General features: G+C 65.8%; 13 protein-coding genes. 7 read left to right on the forward strand and 6 right to left on the reverse strand.

Annotated features, from left to right (window positions below):
* The first annotated feature begins 456 nt into the window (after nucleotides 1–456).
* The 3 genes from ACSFC7_RS13455 to ACSFC7_RS13465 all read left to right on the forward strand — a co-directional run bounded on the left by ACSFC7_RS13455 (nucleotide 457) and on the right by ACSFC7_RS13465 (nucleotide 3566).
* Nucleotides 457–942 (forward strand): Lrp/AsnC family transcriptional regulator, encoded by a 486-nt coding sequence (locus ACSFC7_RS13455; protein WP_436343304.1) that lies wholly within the window; start codon nucleotides 457–459, stop codon nucleotides 940–942.
* Nucleotides 943–944: 2 nt separating this feature from the next.
* A complete protein-coding gene (locus ACSFC7_RS13460) occupies nucleotides 945–2150 on the forward strand; it encodes a pyridoxal phosphate-dependent aminotransferase (RefSeq protein WP_436343305.1) in 1206 nt (401 codons plus the stop codon).
* A 663-nt stretch (nucleotides 2151–2813) separates the two neighbouring features.
* Nucleotides 2814–3566 carry a mechanosensitive ion channel family protein gene (locus ACSFC7_RS13465; RefSeq protein WP_436343306.1) on the forward strand — a complete coding sequence of 251 codons (753 nt, stop codon included), beginning with the start codon at nucleotides 2814–2816 and terminating at the stop codon, nucleotides 3564–3566.
* Nucleotides 3567–3573: 7 nt separating this feature from the next.
* On the opposite strand, the gene ACSFC7_RS13470 is transcribed toward ACSFC7_RS13465, so the two are convergent.
* Nucleotides 3574–4008, reverse strand: coding sequence for a hypothetical protein (locus ACSFC7_RS13470; RefSeq protein ID WP_436343307.1), 435 nt, complete (start codon nucleotides 4006–4008; stop codon nucleotides 3574–3576).
* A 312-nt stretch (nucleotides 4009–4320) separates the two neighbouring features.
* Nucleotides 4321–4944 carry a class I SAM-dependent methyltransferase gene (locus tag ACSFC7_RS13475; protein ID WP_436343308.1) on the reverse strand — a complete coding sequence of 208 codons (624 nt, stop codon included), beginning with the start codon at nucleotides 4942–4944 and terminating at the stop codon, nucleotides 4321–4323.
* A gap of 129 nt (nucleotides 4945–5073) precedes the next feature.
* On the opposite strand from ACSFC7_RS13475, the gene ACSFC7_RS13480 reads away from it, so the two are divergent.
* Together ACSFC7_RS13480 and ACSFC7_RS13485 are read left to right on the forward strand one after the other, a co-directional pair.
* The gene (locus tag ACSFC7_RS13480) at nucleotides 5074–6300 is read left to right on the forward strand and encodes a GNAT family N-acetyltransferase (RefSeq protein ID WP_436343309.1); all 1227 of its coding nucleotides are present in this window, start codon (nucleotides 5074–5076) and stop codon (nucleotides 6298–6300) included.
* Between the two features lie 68 nt (nucleotides 6301–6368).
* A complete protein-coding gene (locus tag ACSFC7_RS13485; protein WP_436343310.1) occupies nucleotides 6369–6602 on the forward strand; it encodes a hypothetical protein in 234 nt (77 codons plus the stop codon).
* Between the two features lie 6 nt (nucleotides 6603–6608).
* Here ACSFC7_RS13485 and ACSFC7_RS13490 read toward each other — a convergent pair whose 3' ends face one another.
* Nucleotides 6609–7781 carry an NAD(P)/FAD-dependent oxidoreductase gene (locus ACSFC7_RS13490; RefSeq protein WP_436343311.1) on the reverse strand — a complete coding sequence of 391 codons (1173 nt, stop codon included), beginning with the start codon at nucleotides 7779–7781 and terminating at the stop codon, nucleotides 6609–6611.
* A 106-nt stretch (nucleotides 7782–7887) separates the two neighbouring features.
* Entirely contained in the window at nucleotides 7888–8988 is a 1101-nt protein-coding gene (locus ACSFC7_RS13495; protein ID WP_436343313.1) for an NAD(P)/FAD-dependent oxidoreductase, read from the reverse strand.
* Nucleotides 8989–9154: 166 nt separating this feature from the next.
* Here ACSFC7_RS13495 and ACSFC7_RS13500 point away from each other — a divergent pair, with 166 nt between their 5' ends.
* Both ACSFC7_RS13500 and ACSFC7_RS13505 read left to right on the forward strand, forming a co-directional pair.
* A complete protein-coding gene (locus ACSFC7_RS13500) occupies nucleotides 9155–10192 on the forward strand; it encodes an ornithine cyclodeaminase family protein (protein ID WP_436347960.1) in 1038 nt (345 codons plus the stop codon).
* 174 nt (nucleotides 10193–10366) lie between these two features.
* Nucleotides 10367–12313: a PAS domain-containing protein gene (locus ACSFC7_RS13505; RefSeq protein WP_436343314.1), complete on the forward strand. Its 1947-nt coding sequence runs from the start codon at nucleotides 10367–10369 to the stop codon at nucleotides 12311–12313.
* Nucleotides 12314–12332: 19 nt separating this feature from the next.
* Here the strand turns inward: ACSFC7_RS13505 and ACSFC7_RS13510 are convergent, their stop codons facing one another.
* Both ACSFC7_RS13510 and purL read right to left on the reverse strand, forming a co-directional pair.
* Entirely contained in the window at nucleotides 12333–12926 is a 594-nt protein-coding gene (locus ACSFC7_RS13510; RefSeq protein WP_436343316.1) for a HalX domain-containing protein, read from the reverse strand.
* Between the two features lie 114 nt (nucleotides 12927–13040).
* A complete protein-coding gene (purL, locus tag ACSFC7_RS13515; RefSeq protein ID WP_436343318.1) occupies nucleotides 13041–15227 on the reverse strand; it encodes a phosphoribosylformylglycinamidine synthase subunit PurL in 2187 nt (728 codons plus the stop codon).
* Nucleotides 15228–15606: the final 379 nt, after the last annotated feature.

The raw sequence follows: 15606 nt of genomic DNA on the forward strand, positions 1-15606 counted from the left end.
GGTCGCGTCGGTCCGTGGGCGCAGTTGTCGGTACTCGATCGGACTGCGATCGCGGGCGGCCGTCGTCGATACGCGCGTGAGAAACGATCGGTGCGCAGTCGGCCGTCGTCGATCAGCACGTCGCGTGCTCGAGGTGGGAGCGACCGATCACGCAGCCTGCCGAAACCTCGGAACCCGTGAAAGAGCGACTCTCTTGACAGTTCAACTATGCGTCGATGTACTTTATGGTAGTAGTCGGTAAACTGGTAGACGAGATCACACTATGAGTCGAGCATACCCATTTCAACTGGAGGAGGATATCACCTGCCCGGATTGCCAGCGGAGCGTTCCGATGCAATCGCGAATCTGTCCTCGCTGTGAATCGTCGCTTCATTAGGTCCGGCCGTCGATCCGTACGCAGTGCGTTGCCGACCGAACAACGGTAGACCTTTACTCACGCTCGCGCTTCGCAGATGTATGAGCGAACGCGAGGTACTCGAGTTGCTTCGTGAGAACGCCCGATATTCGACCGACGATATCGCGCGAATGACCGGTCTCGACGAGTCCGACGTCGAGGCGGCGATCGAGGAACTCGAGGCGGCAGGCGTGGTCCGCGGCTATCAGGCGGTCGTCGACTGGGACAAACTGGAGGACGAACGCGTCCGCGCCGAGGTCGAGTTGAACGTCAGGCTCGATCGCGAGACGGGCTACGACGAGATTGCGGCCCGTCTCGCACGGTTTCCACAGGTCAAAGCCCTGCGACTGATCAGCGGCGACTACGACTTCGATATGGAAGTCGAGGGCGATTCCATCCGCGAGGTCTCCCAGTTCATCAGCGAGAAGGTCGCGCCCGTCCCCGAGATCACCCAAACGGTCACCCACTACGTGATGGCCTCCTACAAGGAAAACGGGATCGAACTCGGCGACGGCGAGGGTGACGACCGACTGTCGTTCTCACCCTGATCATGACGTTCGAACTCTCCGATCGCGTCCAGACGGTGCCGCCGTCGGGAATCCGACGGTTCTTCGAAATCGCCGAGGAGCGCGACGACGTCATCTCCCTGGGTGTCGGCGAACCCGACTTCGCGACGCCGTGGGCGGCCCGCGACGCCGCGATCGCCTCCCTCGAGCAGGGCAAGACGTCCTACACCGCGAACCGCGGGAAGCGCGAACTCCGCGAGGCCATCGCCGACTACGTCGCCGACCGGTTCGACCTGGGCTACGACCCCGACGAGGAGATCATCGTCACCGCCGGTGCGAGCGAGGCGGTCGATCTCGCGTTCCGGGCGTTCGTCGACCCCGGCGACACCGTTGCGATCGCCCAGCCGTCGTACATCTCCTACGAACCCGGCGTGATCTTCGCGGGCGGCGAGGTTCTCTCCGTCCCGACGAAACGGGAAGACGACTTCCGGCTGACCGTCGAGGAACTCGAGAAAGCAGGCGCGGACGAAGCCGATATGCTCGTCCTCTGTTACCCCAACAACCCGACGGGAGCGATCATGACGGCCGACGACCTCGAGCCGATCGCGGACTTCGCCCGAACGCACGACCTGACGGTGCTCTCGGACGAGATATACGCCGAGTTAACCTACGACGTCGACGAGTCCCACTCGTCCGCTCGGGAGACGGAGTTTTCCGCTGGCAACGAGCACACCTCCATCGCGAGCTTCGAGGGCATGCGCGAGCGCACCATCGTCTTCAACGGGTTCTCGAAGGCCCACGCGATGACCGGCCTGCGACTGGGCTACGCGCTCGGCCCCGCCGAGGCCATCGGCGCGATGAACAAGATTCACCAGTACACGATGCTCTCGGCGCCGACGACGGCCCAGCACGCCGCGCTCGAGGCGCTCGATTCCTGTGACAACGACGTGCGAAAGATGGTGAACCAGTACGACCGCCGCCGGCAGTTCGTCCTCTCTCGGTTCCGCGAGATCGGGATGGACGTCTTCGAGGCCAAGGGGGCGTTCTACTGCTTCCCCGAGGTTCCCGAGGGCTTCACCGCCGAGGAGTTCGCCGAGGAGATCCTGCGCGAGCAGGGCGTCGCGGTCGTCCCCGGCGACGTCTTCGGCGAGGGCGGCGAGGGTCACCTCCGGATTTCGTATGCGACCGGCCTCGAGGACCTCCGAGAGGCGCTGGCCCGGATCGAGGCGTTCGTCAGCGACCGCTCTTGAGTGGCACTCGACCGGGATCGTCGCACTGTGACTACTTTCGTCGGAAACGACCGCTCAGTCGGGACGCTACGCGTGTGATGGGACCGAGCCGTCCAGTTCTCGTGCCCCGTCGGTGTCCTCGTATACTGGTCGTTGCATAACAGCGGATTACCCACAGCGCCGGTATCGCACCGAATTCGTGTTCGTCGATACGACTGTTTCGAAGGTTCTACGGGCTCATTGCCGCCGAACTCGAGCGCTCACTGGCTGTCGTGATCGTGACATCGCGTTCTGCGAGCGAGGGCGTTCGGATCACATTCACAGCCGCGAGTACGCGCGATTTTTGTGGCGCTGTCAGCGGGCAGGGACTGGCAATCAGCAGAGAGGTTTCCAGCCGTCGTATTGGTGTCGAACGAGTTACAACAGAATTGCCAGCGACCACGAGACCGGTTCGGATGGCAACTTCCTGTTATCGACGACGGCGGAGGGGTGGGGTGGTAATATGCGTCGCACAAAAACTCGAGCGCGGTGTGTTCCTCTCCTCGTCCGCTACGGTCCGTTCCCCTGCAAGTCGCGGTAACGGACAGTTCCCCAAAGCTGGCAACGCCGGCGTCGAGCGGGCAGATTGCCGACACGATCGTATCAACTCCATTACAAAGCGCGTCCAGAGCCTCCGCTGAGACGATGGTACAACAACTGCCGCTGCAGCAGGTACAGCTACCAGAATTCCTCCAGGACACCGTCGCCAATATGGTGGCGTTCGTGCCCCGATTGGTCGGCGCGCTACTCATCCTCCTCATCGGATGGATCGTCGGCCGCGTCGTGGCCGGCGTCGTCATGCGAATCGCCGACGGTATCGAACTCGATCGGATGGTACTCGAGACCCCCCTCGGACGAATGCTCGGCGGGACCGAGAGCGCGGTCTCGCACGCGTTCGGCACGCTCGCGAAGTGGTTCGTCTACGCCATCGCGATCCTCGGAGCGTCGAACGTGCTCGCGATTCCGGAACTGTCCGCGTTGGTTGCCACCGCCGTCACGTACTTGCCGCTGCTCATCGCCGGGATCGCCGTCATCGTCGTCGGGTTCGTCGTTGCCGATTTCATCGGCGACGTCATCGAACGGACCCAGGCAGCGACGGGCTCCGGAGCCACGAAAATGTTCGCCAGCGGCGTCAGAATCTTCCTCTACTTCACCGCGATCGTGATCGGTCTCGACACGATGGGGATCGACGTCGGTATCCTGTACGTGTTCGCTCGAGCGCTCGCGTGGGGACTCGCCGCGGCCGTTGCGATCGGCGTCGGCGTCTCGTTCGGCCTCGGTGGCCGCGAGTACGTCTCGGAGAACATCGGCAACTGGGCGAGTCGCACCCCGTCGCTTTCGCAGTCCGATCAGCGGGAACGGGGTGCCGGCCCGAGCCCTAGTGGAGACGACGACTGACGACTGATCAGGCGGACTGGTCCCCCGAAACGACCCGGTCGAGCGCCTTCGGATCGTCCGATTTCGAGAAGAGGGGTTTGACCGGGACGACGACGTGCGATTTTTTGTACCCGCGACGACATCGCCGGGTCTTCGTGTAGTGGACCACGTTGTAGACGTCGCCGTACAGGTCCTCGATCCCCGCGACGAACCGTTCGAACGCGGATCGATCGAACTGCTCGCATGCGACCGTATCCGTCGTCACAACCATCCGTTTCCTCGTGACGGTGACGTCGAGTCGTCCCTCGAAGGCGTACTCGAGGTGGTCGATCCGATTACGGAGGGCGCCGAGCGCCGGACCGTCGGTCGACGGTCGGGAGGGAAACGACGCGTAGACGTGGTAACAGTCCGGGTCCGGGTTTCGAGCAACGTATCGCTTCCAGAGTCGGGATAGTGAATCCATGGGTAGCAGGTCGTGTGTGGGCTGTCCGTGTCGGGGACGAAGACGACGCGAGTGATCCGCCGTCTGGTTACCGTCGCGCTTGCCACTGGTCTGGAGACGGTAGTAATACGTCTTTGGAACGACGTCGCTCCAGTCGACGGACCTATTCTCGTTGCAGAACGTCTCGGTTCTGGTCTCGTTCGGTATCCGAATTCACGGTGGACGGACTGTCGAAGCGTTCGCCGGGGACACCCTTCGAATAGGTCCGACTCGCGGTCGATCGTCGTCTCGTATCGGCCGGACGGGAGCCGACACGGCGACGCAGTCGCCCGGTTACGCCTCGAGCGTGGCGGCGACGAATAGCCACTGCTCGTCGTTGTCGGCGAACGTACCGGCGGTGCCCCATTCGTCGGTGATCGTAAACCCAGCGGCTCGCAGTTGGTCCCGCGTGGCGTCCGCTCCCGCAATGTTCCATTGCATTTCGACGCCGCTCTCGAGCCAGTCCGAATTCGTCCCGCACCACTCGTCCGGGCCTTCGGACAGGAGTACGCGACCGCCGGGACGCAAGACGCGTGCGAACTCGTCGATAGCCGTCCCGTGGTCCTCGAGCGGGACGTGAATCAGCGAGTGAAAGGCGATAATGGCATCGCACGCGTCGTCACGAAGGGGAAGTCTCGTCATCTCCCCCTGTACGTACGCTGCTTCGGAAACGTTCGCCGCGGCCACGTTGAGTTGTTCGCGGGATAGATCGACTCCGAAGGCGGTCGCTTCCGTACGCAATTTCCGAAGGACGGGGACGCCCGGACCGCAGCCGACATCGAGGATCCGCGCCGGAGTCGCGATCGAATCGAGGAACTCGTCGAGTATCGTGTTCCCGCGGTCGTCTCCCGCACGTTCCGCCTCGTACGTCCCCCTCAATTCGTCGTATCCCCGACGAACCACGTTCCTGTCGACCATACGAAACGAATTGTGAACCGCGACTGTTCAGTCTTCGGGCTGGTTCGAACGCGACACCGTCCTCGAGGCAGTCCCAGCGAACGGCCTGCTACACGAACAGTTTTTCCGGTCGCCCACACTCTCGTTGGCATGGTCGACTATCGTCCCATCCCGGACGAACGGGACGTCTTTCACGAGTATCGAAGCTACGCCTTTCGACCGGAATCCGGAGTTCCGGCCTACGATCCCGACGAACACGAGGGGCCGCGGGGCTCCCTCGGTTCCCGTCGCGGCCTCTACGCCACCGAGGCGGCTGACGACGCGAATCCGCGCTGCGTCTGTCGACACTACTGGCTCGAGTCCCGCGTTCGCGGTGACACCCATCGAACCGCCGGTCTGGCGTCCGTCGCGACGCCGCCCGAGTATCGCCGACGGGGTCACGTCCGGCAGTTACTCGCCCACTCCCTCGCGGAGTATCGCGACCACGACGTCCGCTTTTCGGTGCTGTGGCCGTTCCGCTACCGGTTCTACCGACAGTACGGCTGGGACACCACCAACCGAGTCGTGACCCACGAGTGCGAGCCAGCGGCGCTGTCGTTCGCGACGGAGGCGATGGACACTGTTGGCGCCGATCGTACAGCCTTCCGCCGCCTCGAGGCTGACGACTACGACCGAATCGAGGCCGCCTACGAGACGCATCTCGAGCGGTACGGCCTCGCCCTCGAGCGCGACGAGACCTGGTGGCGTCACCGGGTGTTCGCCGGCGGCGACCGCGACCCGTTCGTCTACGCCTACGAGCGCGACGGCCGTGTGGAGGGGTATCTCGTCTACACGATCGACGGCGAGATGGGAGACCGAACGCTGTCGGTGTCCGAACTCGTCGTCACCGATCACGACGCCTTGCTGGCACTGCTCTCGTTCTGCCACGATCACGATTCGCAGGTCCAGCGCGTGCGGCTTCGAGTGCCCGAGGACGTTCCGGTACGCGAGATCGCTCGAGACCCCGACGAGATCGACACCGAGGTCACGGACGGCCCGATGGTTCGGATCGTCGACGTGGGGGAGACGCTGTCTCACCTCTCGTATCCGGACCGCGAAGCGAATCTAACGATCGCCGTCGAGGATTCGCTGACCGACTGGAACGACGGCACGTTCCGACTCGAGGTCGCGGACGGCCGCGGCGAGTGTAACCCGGTCACCGCCGACGAGTCGGATATCCGCCTCGGAATCGGTGCACTCTCGCAACTCGTCGTCGGTGCGCAGTCCGCGACCGATCTCGAGCGAACGGGGCGACTCGAGGCGACGGATTCGACGGCCGTCGAGGCGCTCTCGACGCTCTTCCCCGAAGTCGAGACCTATCACGGCGATCGGTACTGACGTCGCTTCGGCCTCGAACCCATCACTCGAGGTACACACTGATATGGCAGTGGTGTCAACGATCGTGTATGGCTGAGACGATCGTTATGGTCGGATTGGCGCTGGTGCTGATCGTACAGTACCTGGGTGCCATCGCGATTTACTACGATGCGAAACGACTCGGCATCGAGAACCCGTCGCACTACTCGATGGGGGTCTACGTACCCCTCGGCGGCGTGCTGGTGATTCCGGTGTACGTCTCGCGACGGGCCGATCTCGCAGGTACCGACCGTGACGAACCGTCCGATTCGGATACCGACTAACAGCTTTCAGACGACGTTCCGCTCCGTTCGAGCCGTCTCCCGCTCGAATCGATCGCTCGAGAGCGCCTCGATATCGACCAGCGACGCCTCGCCGTCGGTGACGAGTTCGGCGACCAGTTTCCCGGTGGCGGGTGCGTGCTGGAAGCCGTGGCCCGAGAAGCCGGCTGCCGTGATGAAGCCGGGAACCGTCTCCTCGAGGATCGCGCTATCGTCCGGCGTCACCGCGTAGAGCCCGGCCCAGCCGCGTTTAACCGCCGACTCGGGGCCGAAGTACGAGGTCCACCCGGCGACGGTCTCGAGGGCCTCGACACTCCACTCGAAGTCCATCGACCGCGCGTAGCCGTCCGGATCCGCGGCGGGATCCGACGCACCAAAGTGACCGCCGATCAGCGCGTCGCCGTCCCGATCCGGCCGGAAGTAGGAACCGCTCTCGAGGTCGATCGTCAGCGGATCGGACTCGGGAACCGGGCTCTCCGGTTCGACGACGGCGATCTGGCGTCGCTTCGGGACGATCGGCAGCGAAATATCGGCCAGAGCCGCGACCTCGCGAGCCCACGGTCCCGCGGCGTCGACGACGTAGTCGGCCTCGAGTCGCCCGTCCGGCGTCTCGACCCCGAGCACCCGCCCTGATTCGTCGCCGCCGCGAGCACCGGTCTCCCTGATCACGTCCACGACGGGCGTCTTCGTTCGCACGTCGACTCCCGCATCCGCCGCCGCCCGTGCGTATCCCTGCAGGGCGAGGTGGGGATCCGCGAAGCCGTCCGTCGGGGCGTACGTCGCCGCGACGAACCGATCGGGGTCGATTCCCGGGCAGTGTTCCCTCGCCTCTTCCGGCTCGAGAACCTCGCTCGGAACGCCGCGGTCGTTCTGCATGGCGACGGTCTCCTCGAACTGCGCGGCGGTCTCCTCGCTCCGGGCGAGAAAGAGGTATCCCGGCCGCCGGTAGTCGATATCGGTCCCGAACCGCTCCTCGAAGCCGTTCCAGACGCGCATGCTCTCGAGCGAGAGGTCGACGTTGACCGGCGCCGAGAACTGCGCACGGATGCCGCCCACGGATCGTTCGGTGCTCCCCGATCCGATCGATCCCCGTTCGCAGACGACGACGTCGACGCCGCGACTGGCGAGTTCGTACGCACTCGAGAGCCCGACGATACCCCCGCCGATCACGACAACAGTCATACGATAGCGAACAACACGGTCCGGGATAAGGATTCGCTCGCCGCCGGAACCCCGATACGCGACCGGAAATGCCGTCGACTCGAGCCGACGGTGCAGCCAAAAGCACTCAGAACCGATTCGGCGAGAGCCGCTCCCGATAGTCGCTCTCGAGAGTCCCCTCGAGCGCGTCGTGAACGACGTCGGCGACGGCGGGTGCGAGCGTGATTCCCTGCCCGGTCAGTCCGCAGGCGACGACGAACCCGTCGACGCTCGTCTCGCCGACGATGGGTCTGCCGTCCGGCGTGACGGTCCGGCAACCGAGCCACTCGTCGACGACCGTCGCGCCCTCGAGCGCGGGGACGACGGCCGCGAGTTCCGCCGCGGATTCCGCAAATCCGTCCGGAACGGCGCACTCGTCCGGATCGTAGCGCCGACCGTCGTCGTACGCCGTCCGGTACTCGCCGATCCACGCGCCCGTCCCGTCGGCGCCGCTGGTCGGGCGAACGTACCGTTTGGACTCGAGGATCGTCACCGGGCTCTCGATCGGGTCCTCGCTCTCGAGGGCCGCCATCGGTCCGAGCGTCTGTCTGAGCGGGAGCGAGACGTCGACCATCTCGTTGAGTTCCGGTGCCCACGGACCGGTCGCGTTGATCACGCAGTCAGCGTCGAAACCGCCCGTTTCGGTGTCGACGCTCGAGACGGCACCGTCGCGCGTCCGAACGTCGGTGACGGTTTCGCCCGTCCGAACGTCGACACCCGCCCGCCGGGCGCAGTCGGCGAACCGGTTCGCGACGGCGACCGGATCGCAGAGCCTGTCGTTCGGCGTGTACAGTCCGCCGACGAAGCCGTCGGGATCGACGCCGAGGTCCGCGAACTCGCCCTGCGACAGGAACGACGCTTCGACGTCGTGTTCGCCGAGCGTCGCAGCGGACTCCTCGAGCCGCTCCGCAAAGCGGTCCGTTTCGGCGAGATAGAGGACGCCGATCCGCTCCGATTCGAGCGGACCGCGATCGAACAGTTCGTCGTAGACCGAGCGGGCCCGTGCCCGAAATCGCAGGTCGAACGGCGTCGGGTCGATCACGGTCTCCATCAGGATGCCCGCGGAGGCGGCCGTCGTCTCGGTTCCGATCCGCGAGCGCTCGAGGAGCGTGACGTCGTGGTCGGTCTCGCCGAGTCGCGCCGCGATCGCGGTCCCGACGATGCCCCCACCGGCGATGACGATTTTCATGCGGGACGGTACCACGGCCAACTACAAACGCGCTCCGCCGACGGGGTGGCGGGACGGGTCCGAAGTCGGCAGTGTGTCGGAACGGATGCCCGTCGGCGATGGTCGGGACGAATCCGAAGGCGCGAACGACGGCACCACTGAAGTGGGCCTGCAACGAGTTTCGCGTATGGTTCGCGTGCTCTCCGACGAGGACGTCGCGTCGGTACTCGACCTCGAGGCGCTGTTGCCCGTCGTCGCCGACGCATTCGAGCAGCAACGAACGGGGGCGGTCGAACGACCCGAGCGACCACACTATCCGATCGGGACGGGGCTCGACCCCGACGCACCCGCCGAGCCGACCGGGACCGGCCTCTGTATGCCCGCGTACGTCCACGGCGCGGCCTACGCCGCGACGAAGCTCGTCGCCGTCGTCGAGGACAACCCCGAGCGCGGATTGCCGACCGTCACGGCCCAGATCTCGCTCACCGACGCCGAGACCGGCCAGCCCGTCGGCTACCTCGCGGGCAACCGGATCACCAACGCGCGGACGGGCTGTATCGGCGGCCTCGCCGCCCGCGAACTCGCGGCCGACGGCGTCTCGCGGGTGTCCCGCTCGACTGACCGCGGATCGTCGCTCCGCGCGCCCCTCGACCTCGCCGTCGTCGGCGCGGGGGCGCAAGCGCGCTGGCAGATCCGAGCTATCGCCGCTGCGATCGGTGTCGACCAACTCGAGTCGATTCGGGTCTACTCGCCGAGCGAGTCCCGGATCGAGTGCGCCCGCGATCTGGAGTCGGAACTCGGCGTCGAGACGACGCCGGTTTCGAGTCCGCGCGAGGCCGTCGCGGACGCTTCGGTCGTCGTCACGGCGACGACGAGCACCGAACCGGTGTTTCCGGGCGACGCGCTCGCCGACGGCGCGCTCGTGATCGCCGTCGGCGCGTACACGCCGGAGATGCGCGAACTGGACGACGTGACGATCGACCGCGCGGCTCGCGTCGTCGCCGACGTGCCCGACGAAGCCGTCGAGACGGGGGATCTCCGGGGGCACGCCGACCTCGAACTGTGTTCGCTGGGTGACGTCCTGGCCGGCAATCACGGCCGCGAGTCCGCCGACGAGATAGTCGTCCTCGAGAGCGTCGGAACGGCAGTTCTGGACGCCGCAGCGGCCGAGTTCGTCTTCGATCGAGCGGCCGAACGAGGGATCGGGACGACGACGTCACTGTGAAGCCGCCCAACGCTACCGATCGCCGTGTCATCGATCGGCCACGACACTAAAATAGTCGCTCCGCAAAGTACGAGCAGACTGTCTCTCGATGATCATCGCGACAGTGCGAGCCAGTGGGCTCCGAGATGGGGAAATCGTGGCACCGTCGTCGGACGGCCACGGGGGTGCGGAGCCGTGACGCTGCGATCCGTCCCGATCGTCGACCGGGTCACCGACGCCTTCTTCGCGCTCGATACGGACTTCCGATTCACCTACCTCAACGAGCGTGCCGAGACGTTGCTGAAGCGGTCCCGGGCGGAGCTGATCGGACGCGTCATGTGGGACGAGTTTCCACAAACCGTGGAGACGCAGTTTCCCGACCGGTTCCACCGCGCGATGGACGAACAGGTCCCCGTCTCCTTCGAGGTGTACCACGCCCACCTCGAGACCTGGTTCGAGGCCCGGGCTTACCCCTCCGAAAGCGGCCTGTCGGTGTACATGCGCGACGTGACCGGGCGAAAGTCACAGGAGACGACGCTCGCCCAGCACGCGGCGGTCGTCGAGGCCGTTCACGACGCCGTCGTCACCCTCGATCGGAACCGCGAGATCGTCACCGTCAACGGAGCGATCGAGAACCTGCTCGACACGGACAGACGGGAACTCGTCGGCGAGCACGTCGAGGTGCTCACCAGGCGAGCGGGGATCTCGGACGACGACGCCGTCGAAATCGGTCGGGCGATCACCGACGTCGACGTCGGCAACGCCGCCAAACGCCAGCTCGAGCTGCCGTTTACCGACGCCGGTGGCACCGACCGAATCGGCGAGTTCCGGTTCGTTCCGATCGAAGACGACGTCGCGACCGTCGCGGCCGTCGTCCGCGACGTGACGGATCAACACGAGTACGAACGCGTCGTCACCTCGCTCCACGAGATCACTCGCTGGCTGCTCGAGTCCGACGATCCCGAAGAGGTCTGTGCGATCGCCGTCCACGCCGGGAGCGACCTGCTCGATCTCCCGATCAGCGGCGTCTGGCTGCTCGAGGAGGAACAGGGCTATCTCGAACCGGTCGCCGGAACCGCCGGCGCTCACGACGAGTTCGGCGGCCTGCCCCGCTTTTACCCCGGTGAGGGGCTCGTCTGGGACGTCTTCGAGTCCGGCGACGTCGAGCGGTTCGACGACCTCGCATCTGTCGACGACATCTACAATCCCGACACGCCGATCCGGTCGGAGATCATCGCGCCCATCGGGACCCACGGCGTCCTCATGACCGGGTCGTTCGACCCCCACCAGTTCGACGAGACCGACGTCGACCTCATCTCGACGCTGGTCGAGAACACCCGCGCGGCACTCGACCGGGCCGACCGCGAACAGGTGCTCCGGGAACGGACCGCCGAACTCGAGCGCCAGACCGAACGACTCGAGTCCGTCGCGGAGGTCCTCTCGAGCGATCTGAAACAGCAGCTCTCGACCCTCTCGGACGCACTCGAGGCGGAGGAGGGCGAACGTTCGACGGCGTCTCGAGCTGAGACGGCGGAGAACTGGGAGTTCCCGCTCGCGGAGGACACGGTCGAGGCGACGCTCGATCGGACCGAACGGCTCGTCGACGACGTCCGGGAGTTCGCCCGGAACGCGTCGGCCGTCGGCCCCCGAAGTCGGGTCGACCTCGAGTCGGCGATCGACGACGCCCTCGAGCGATCGCGACTGGACGGCGAGCGCGTCGTCGTCGAGCGGTCGGCGACGCTCAGAGCCGACGCGGACCGATTCGTCCGTCTCCTCGAGACGGCGTTCGACGACGCCGCGGCCCGTGCCGACGGCGAAGTGACGATTCAGGTCGGCCTCGTCGGCTTCGGCACCGCCGATCGCTCGCGCGGCTTTTTCCTGCTGGACGACGCGGCCGAAATACCGCCGACCGCTCACGAACCGGTTCTCGATCCGACGACCGACGACGGCGACGCGACTCCGACCGACGATGCGGACGCCGGTATCGAGGCGAGTACCGACGGGTTGGGACTGGCGCTCGTCAGGGCGATCGCCGAAGCCCACGACTGGACGCTGACGGTCGACAACGGTACTAACGGCGGTACGCGACTCGAGATCCGCGACGTGACGACCCTCGAGCGCGAGTCCGGGAACTCCGCCTAACGAACCCGGTCGAGACGACTCAGTTCGACTCCTGTAAAATCGAGTCCCGAGAGAGGTCCTGACAGAGCTGTCGGTAGCCGTCCGTCTCGAGTAACTCCTTCATCGTGTCGTTGACCTGCGCACGGAGCACCGCGAGTCGGTCCTGCAGCCGAGCGTACTCCTGGCTCGATTTGCGTTCGGCCTCGGTCTTCTCGGCGTCCAGCAGGGCCTTCTTCGAGGCGAGTGCGAAGAACTCCTGGAGCTGTTCGTCGTAACTCGATCGCAACTGTAACTGCTCGACGATTCGAGTCAGTTCGCCCTTCGAGACCGGCTTGACGAGGTAGTCGTCGAACCCCATACCGATGATATCGAAGTCCGGTTCGACGGCGGTCACCATCGCGACCCGACAGTCGAGGCCGCGCTCTCGAATGGTCGTGAGAATTCGATCGCCCGAGAGCCCGGGCATCCGCCGGTCGAGCAGCACGATATCGATTCCGCCGTCGATGGCGTCCAGTGCCGCCTCTCCGTCGTAGGCCGTCTCGACCTCGCACGACTCCTCGAGCCAGGCGGCGTAGAGATCCGCGAGGTCCGGTTCGTCTTCGACGATCAGGACGGACGGGGTGTTAGTGGCCATCGAACGGTATCCTCCGGACGATCAGTTCGTCGTAGGAATCGTACTGAGGGTATATCAAGATATCGGGCGCTCGGTAATTGTCGATTCGAACAACACACCCTCGAGTAGTGCCGGTTACGCCAGTTCGCGCTCGATCGTCGCACGTCGGTCCCGAATCTCGGCCGCGTCCGTCGTGATCGTTCGATCGCCGACGGAGAGCGCGAGGGTGCCGTCGTCGGTCGCCGAACCGAGTTCGACGACCGGTGCGACGCCCTCGAACGCCGCGCTGACGGCGTCGGGCGACTCGGTCTGGATCACCGCACGACCCGGCTGTTCGTGGAAGAGGGCGGCCGCAGCAGCCGTCTCGTCGTCCGCGTCGTCAGCGACCGGGAGCGAGACCTCGAGGCCAGCGTCCTCGGAGACCATCTCGGCCAGCGCGACGGCGAGACCGCCGTGGCTGACGTCGTGGACCGCGAGCGTCGCGTCGTCGTTCGCCACGTCGGCGAGCGTCTCGACGACGGCCGCGGGATCCGCGGGGAGTTCGGGGAACTGGTCGCTGCCGCCGTGGCGGGCGAGGTACTCGGAGCCGCCCAGGCTGGTGTTCCCGCTCTCGAGTGCGAGGTCGCCGACCAGCAGGAGCGTGCTGTCAGGGGTGGCCTCGACCGACAGCGGCGGCGCCTCGTAGCCGGTTTTCGTGCCGACCATCGCGAGCGTCGGCGTCGGCGGGATCGGCCCCGCAACGGAGTCGTTGTACAGCGAGACGTTGCCGCCGACGACCGGCGCCGACAGCGTCTCGCACATGTCCGCGAGGCCGTCGACGATTCCCTCGAAGCCGCCGTATACCTCCGGCTTCTCCGGGTTGCCGCCGTTGAGACAGTCGACGGCGGCCAGCGGCGTTGCGCCCTTGGCCGCGATGTTCGTCGCGTTCTCGAGGGCGATCGCTCGAGCGCCATCGAACGGCGCGGCGGTCGTCCAGTTCGGTGCGGCGCCGGAGGAGATGGCGAGCCCTTGCTCGGCTTCTCGAATCGCGATAATCGCCGCGTCGTCGCCCGGCCCCACGCTCGTCCGGACGCCGACTTCGTGGTCGTACTGTCGGTAGACCCAGCGCTTCGAGGCCGTGTTGGGACTCGAGACGATCGTCTCGAAGGCGTCCTCGAGGTCGATATCGGGGAGGTCGGTTGCCGGCTGCTCGGGTTCCTCGCTCGGAAGGTCGTTCATCGGCGCACCTTCGCCGAGGAAGTAGGCGTCGACGTCGACCACCGTCTCACCCTCGAACGTGCAAGTGTAGTTGCCGTCGGTGACCTCGCCGATCACGGAACAGCCCAGATCGAATCGCTCGGCGATCTCGCGCACGCGGTCGACGTTGTCCGGTTCGACCTCGTAACACATCCGCTCCTGGGATTCGGCGAGCAGGATCTCGAGGGCGTTCATGTTCGGCTCGCGCTGGTGAACCCGCTCGAGTTCGATGTGCGCGCCGAGGCCGCCTTTGGCGACCAGTTCGCTCGAGGCACCGCCGAGGCCGGCGGCGCCGAGGTCGCGGGCGGACTCGATCAGACCCTCGTCGACGAGCCGCTCGTTGGCCTCGATGAGCAGTTTCTCCGCGTAGGGGTCGCCGACCTGGACGGCGGGTCGGTCCTCGGTTTCGGCGTCCTCCGCCAGATCCTCGCTGGCGAAGGAGGCGCCACCCAGGCCGTCGCGGCCGGTGCCGTTGCCGACGAGGACGAGTTTGTTACCGGGCTCCTGGGCGACGGCCGTGACGAGTCGCTCCTCGTTCGTCAGGCCGACGCAGGCGACGTTCACGAGGGGATTCCCCTCGTAGTCGGGGTGGAAATCGACGCTGCCCGCGACCGTGGGGACGCCGATACAGTTGCCGTAGTGGCTGATCCCCTCGACGACGCCCTCGAAGAGGTACTTCGAGTGCTCGTCGTCGAACTCGCCGAAGTACAGCGAGTCAGCGAGGGCGATCGGGTAGGCACCCATCGAGAGGGTGTCCCGGACGATGCCGCCGACGCCCGTGGCCGCCCCGTCGAACGGGTCGACGTAGGAGGGGTGGTTGTGGCTCTCGATCCCCATCGTAACGTAGGTCGCGCCCTCGTTCGTGCCGCCGTCCTCGCTCCCGGGCAGCGCGACGACCGCCGCGTCGTCACCCGGCCCGATGACGACCTGCTCGTCCTCGCTATCGAAGGCCGAGAGCAGCGGTCTCGAGGAGCGGTACGCGCAGTGTTCGCTCCAGAGGTTCTCGAACAGCGCCGCCTCGGCTGGAGTCGGCTCTCGCTCCAACTCTTCGACGACGAGTTCGCGGTCCGAATCGGCAAGACTCATTCATGTCGGTGATGGAAGTCGGGTAGTAAAGGGGTTTCTATGTGCACGTTCGTGTATCGATCTGGCGTTTCGACCGGCCGACGAACCGTGTGCGGTCGGCGCGCGCTGGAGACGCGCTCGAGCGACGGTGAGAGCGCGTCGACGGCGTCGTGCGAGGGATGAGCGAACGAAGTGAGCGAATCGGCTGGGGAGGACGTGGAAATCCTCGTGTCCACGATTTGTGAGTCGAAGGTAGCAGTAGGTATCGAATAGTGCGAACAGACGACGTGTCCTGCACCCCTGTCGGCGAGGAGGACCACGACCTCCCCAGCCGATTCGTTCGTTCCCTCCGCTCACTCACTCATCCCTCGCACGACGTTATGCTGCGGTTCACCGCCGG

It is taken from the genome of Natronorubrum halobium (assembly GCF_051351675.1).
In the GTDB taxonomy this organism is placed as follows: domain Archaea; phylum Halobacteriota; class Halobacteria; order Halobacteriales; family Natrialbaceae; genus Natronorubrum.

What these genes read in the sequence shown, in the direction of transcription:
- ACSFC7_RS13455 (WP_436343304.1), top strand. Translation starts at nt 457, where the DNA reads ATGAGCGAACGCGAGGTACTCGAGTTGCTTCGTGAGAACGCCCGATAT.
- ACSFC7_RS13460 (WP_436343305.1), top strand. Translation starts at nt 945, where the DNA reads ATGACGTTCGAACTCTCCGATCGCGTCCAGACGGTGCCGCCGTCGGGA.
- ACSFC7_RS13465 (WP_436343306.1), top strand. Translation starts at nt 2,814, where the DNA reads ATGGTACAACAACTGCCGCTGCAGCAGGTACAGCTACCAGAATTCCTC.
- ACSFC7_RS13470 (WP_436343307.1), bottom strand. Translation starts at nt 4,008, where the DNA reads ATGGATTCACTATCCCGACTCTGGAAGCGATACGTTGCTCGAAACCCG.
- ACSFC7_RS13475 (WP_436343308.1), bottom strand. Translation starts at nt 4,944, where the DNA reads ATGGTCGACAGGAACGTGGTTCGTCGGGGATACGACGAATTGAGGGGG.
- ACSFC7_RS13480 (WP_436343309.1), top strand. Translation starts at nt 5,074, where the DNA reads ATGGTCGACTATCGTCCCATCCCGGACGAACGGGACGTCTTTCACGAG.
- ACSFC7_RS13485 (WP_436343310.1), top strand. Translation starts at nt 6,369, where the DNA reads ATGGCTGAGACGATCGTTATGGTCGGATTGGCGCTGGTGCTGATCGTA.
- ACSFC7_RS13490 (WP_436343311.1), bottom strand. Translation starts at nt 7,781, where the DNA reads ATGACTGTTGTCGTGATCGGCGGGGGTATCGTCGGGCTCTCGAGTGCG.
- ACSFC7_RS13495 (WP_436343313.1), bottom strand. Translation starts at nt 8,988, where the DNA reads ATGAAAATCGTCATCGCCGGTGGGGGCATCGTCGGGACCGCGATCGCG.
- ACSFC7_RS13500 (WP_436347960.1), top strand. Translation starts at nt 9,155, where the DNA reads ATGGTTCGCGTGCTCTCCGACGAGGACGTCGCGTCGGTACTCGACCTC.
- ACSFC7_RS13510 (WP_436343316.1), bottom strand. Translation starts at nt 12,926, where the DNA reads ATGGCCACTAACACCCCGTCCGTCCTGATCGTCGAAGACGAACCGGAC.
- purL (WP_436343318.1), bottom strand. Translation starts at nt 15,227, where the DNA reads ATGAGTCTTGCCGATTCGGACCGCGAACTCGTCGTCGAAGAGTTGGAG.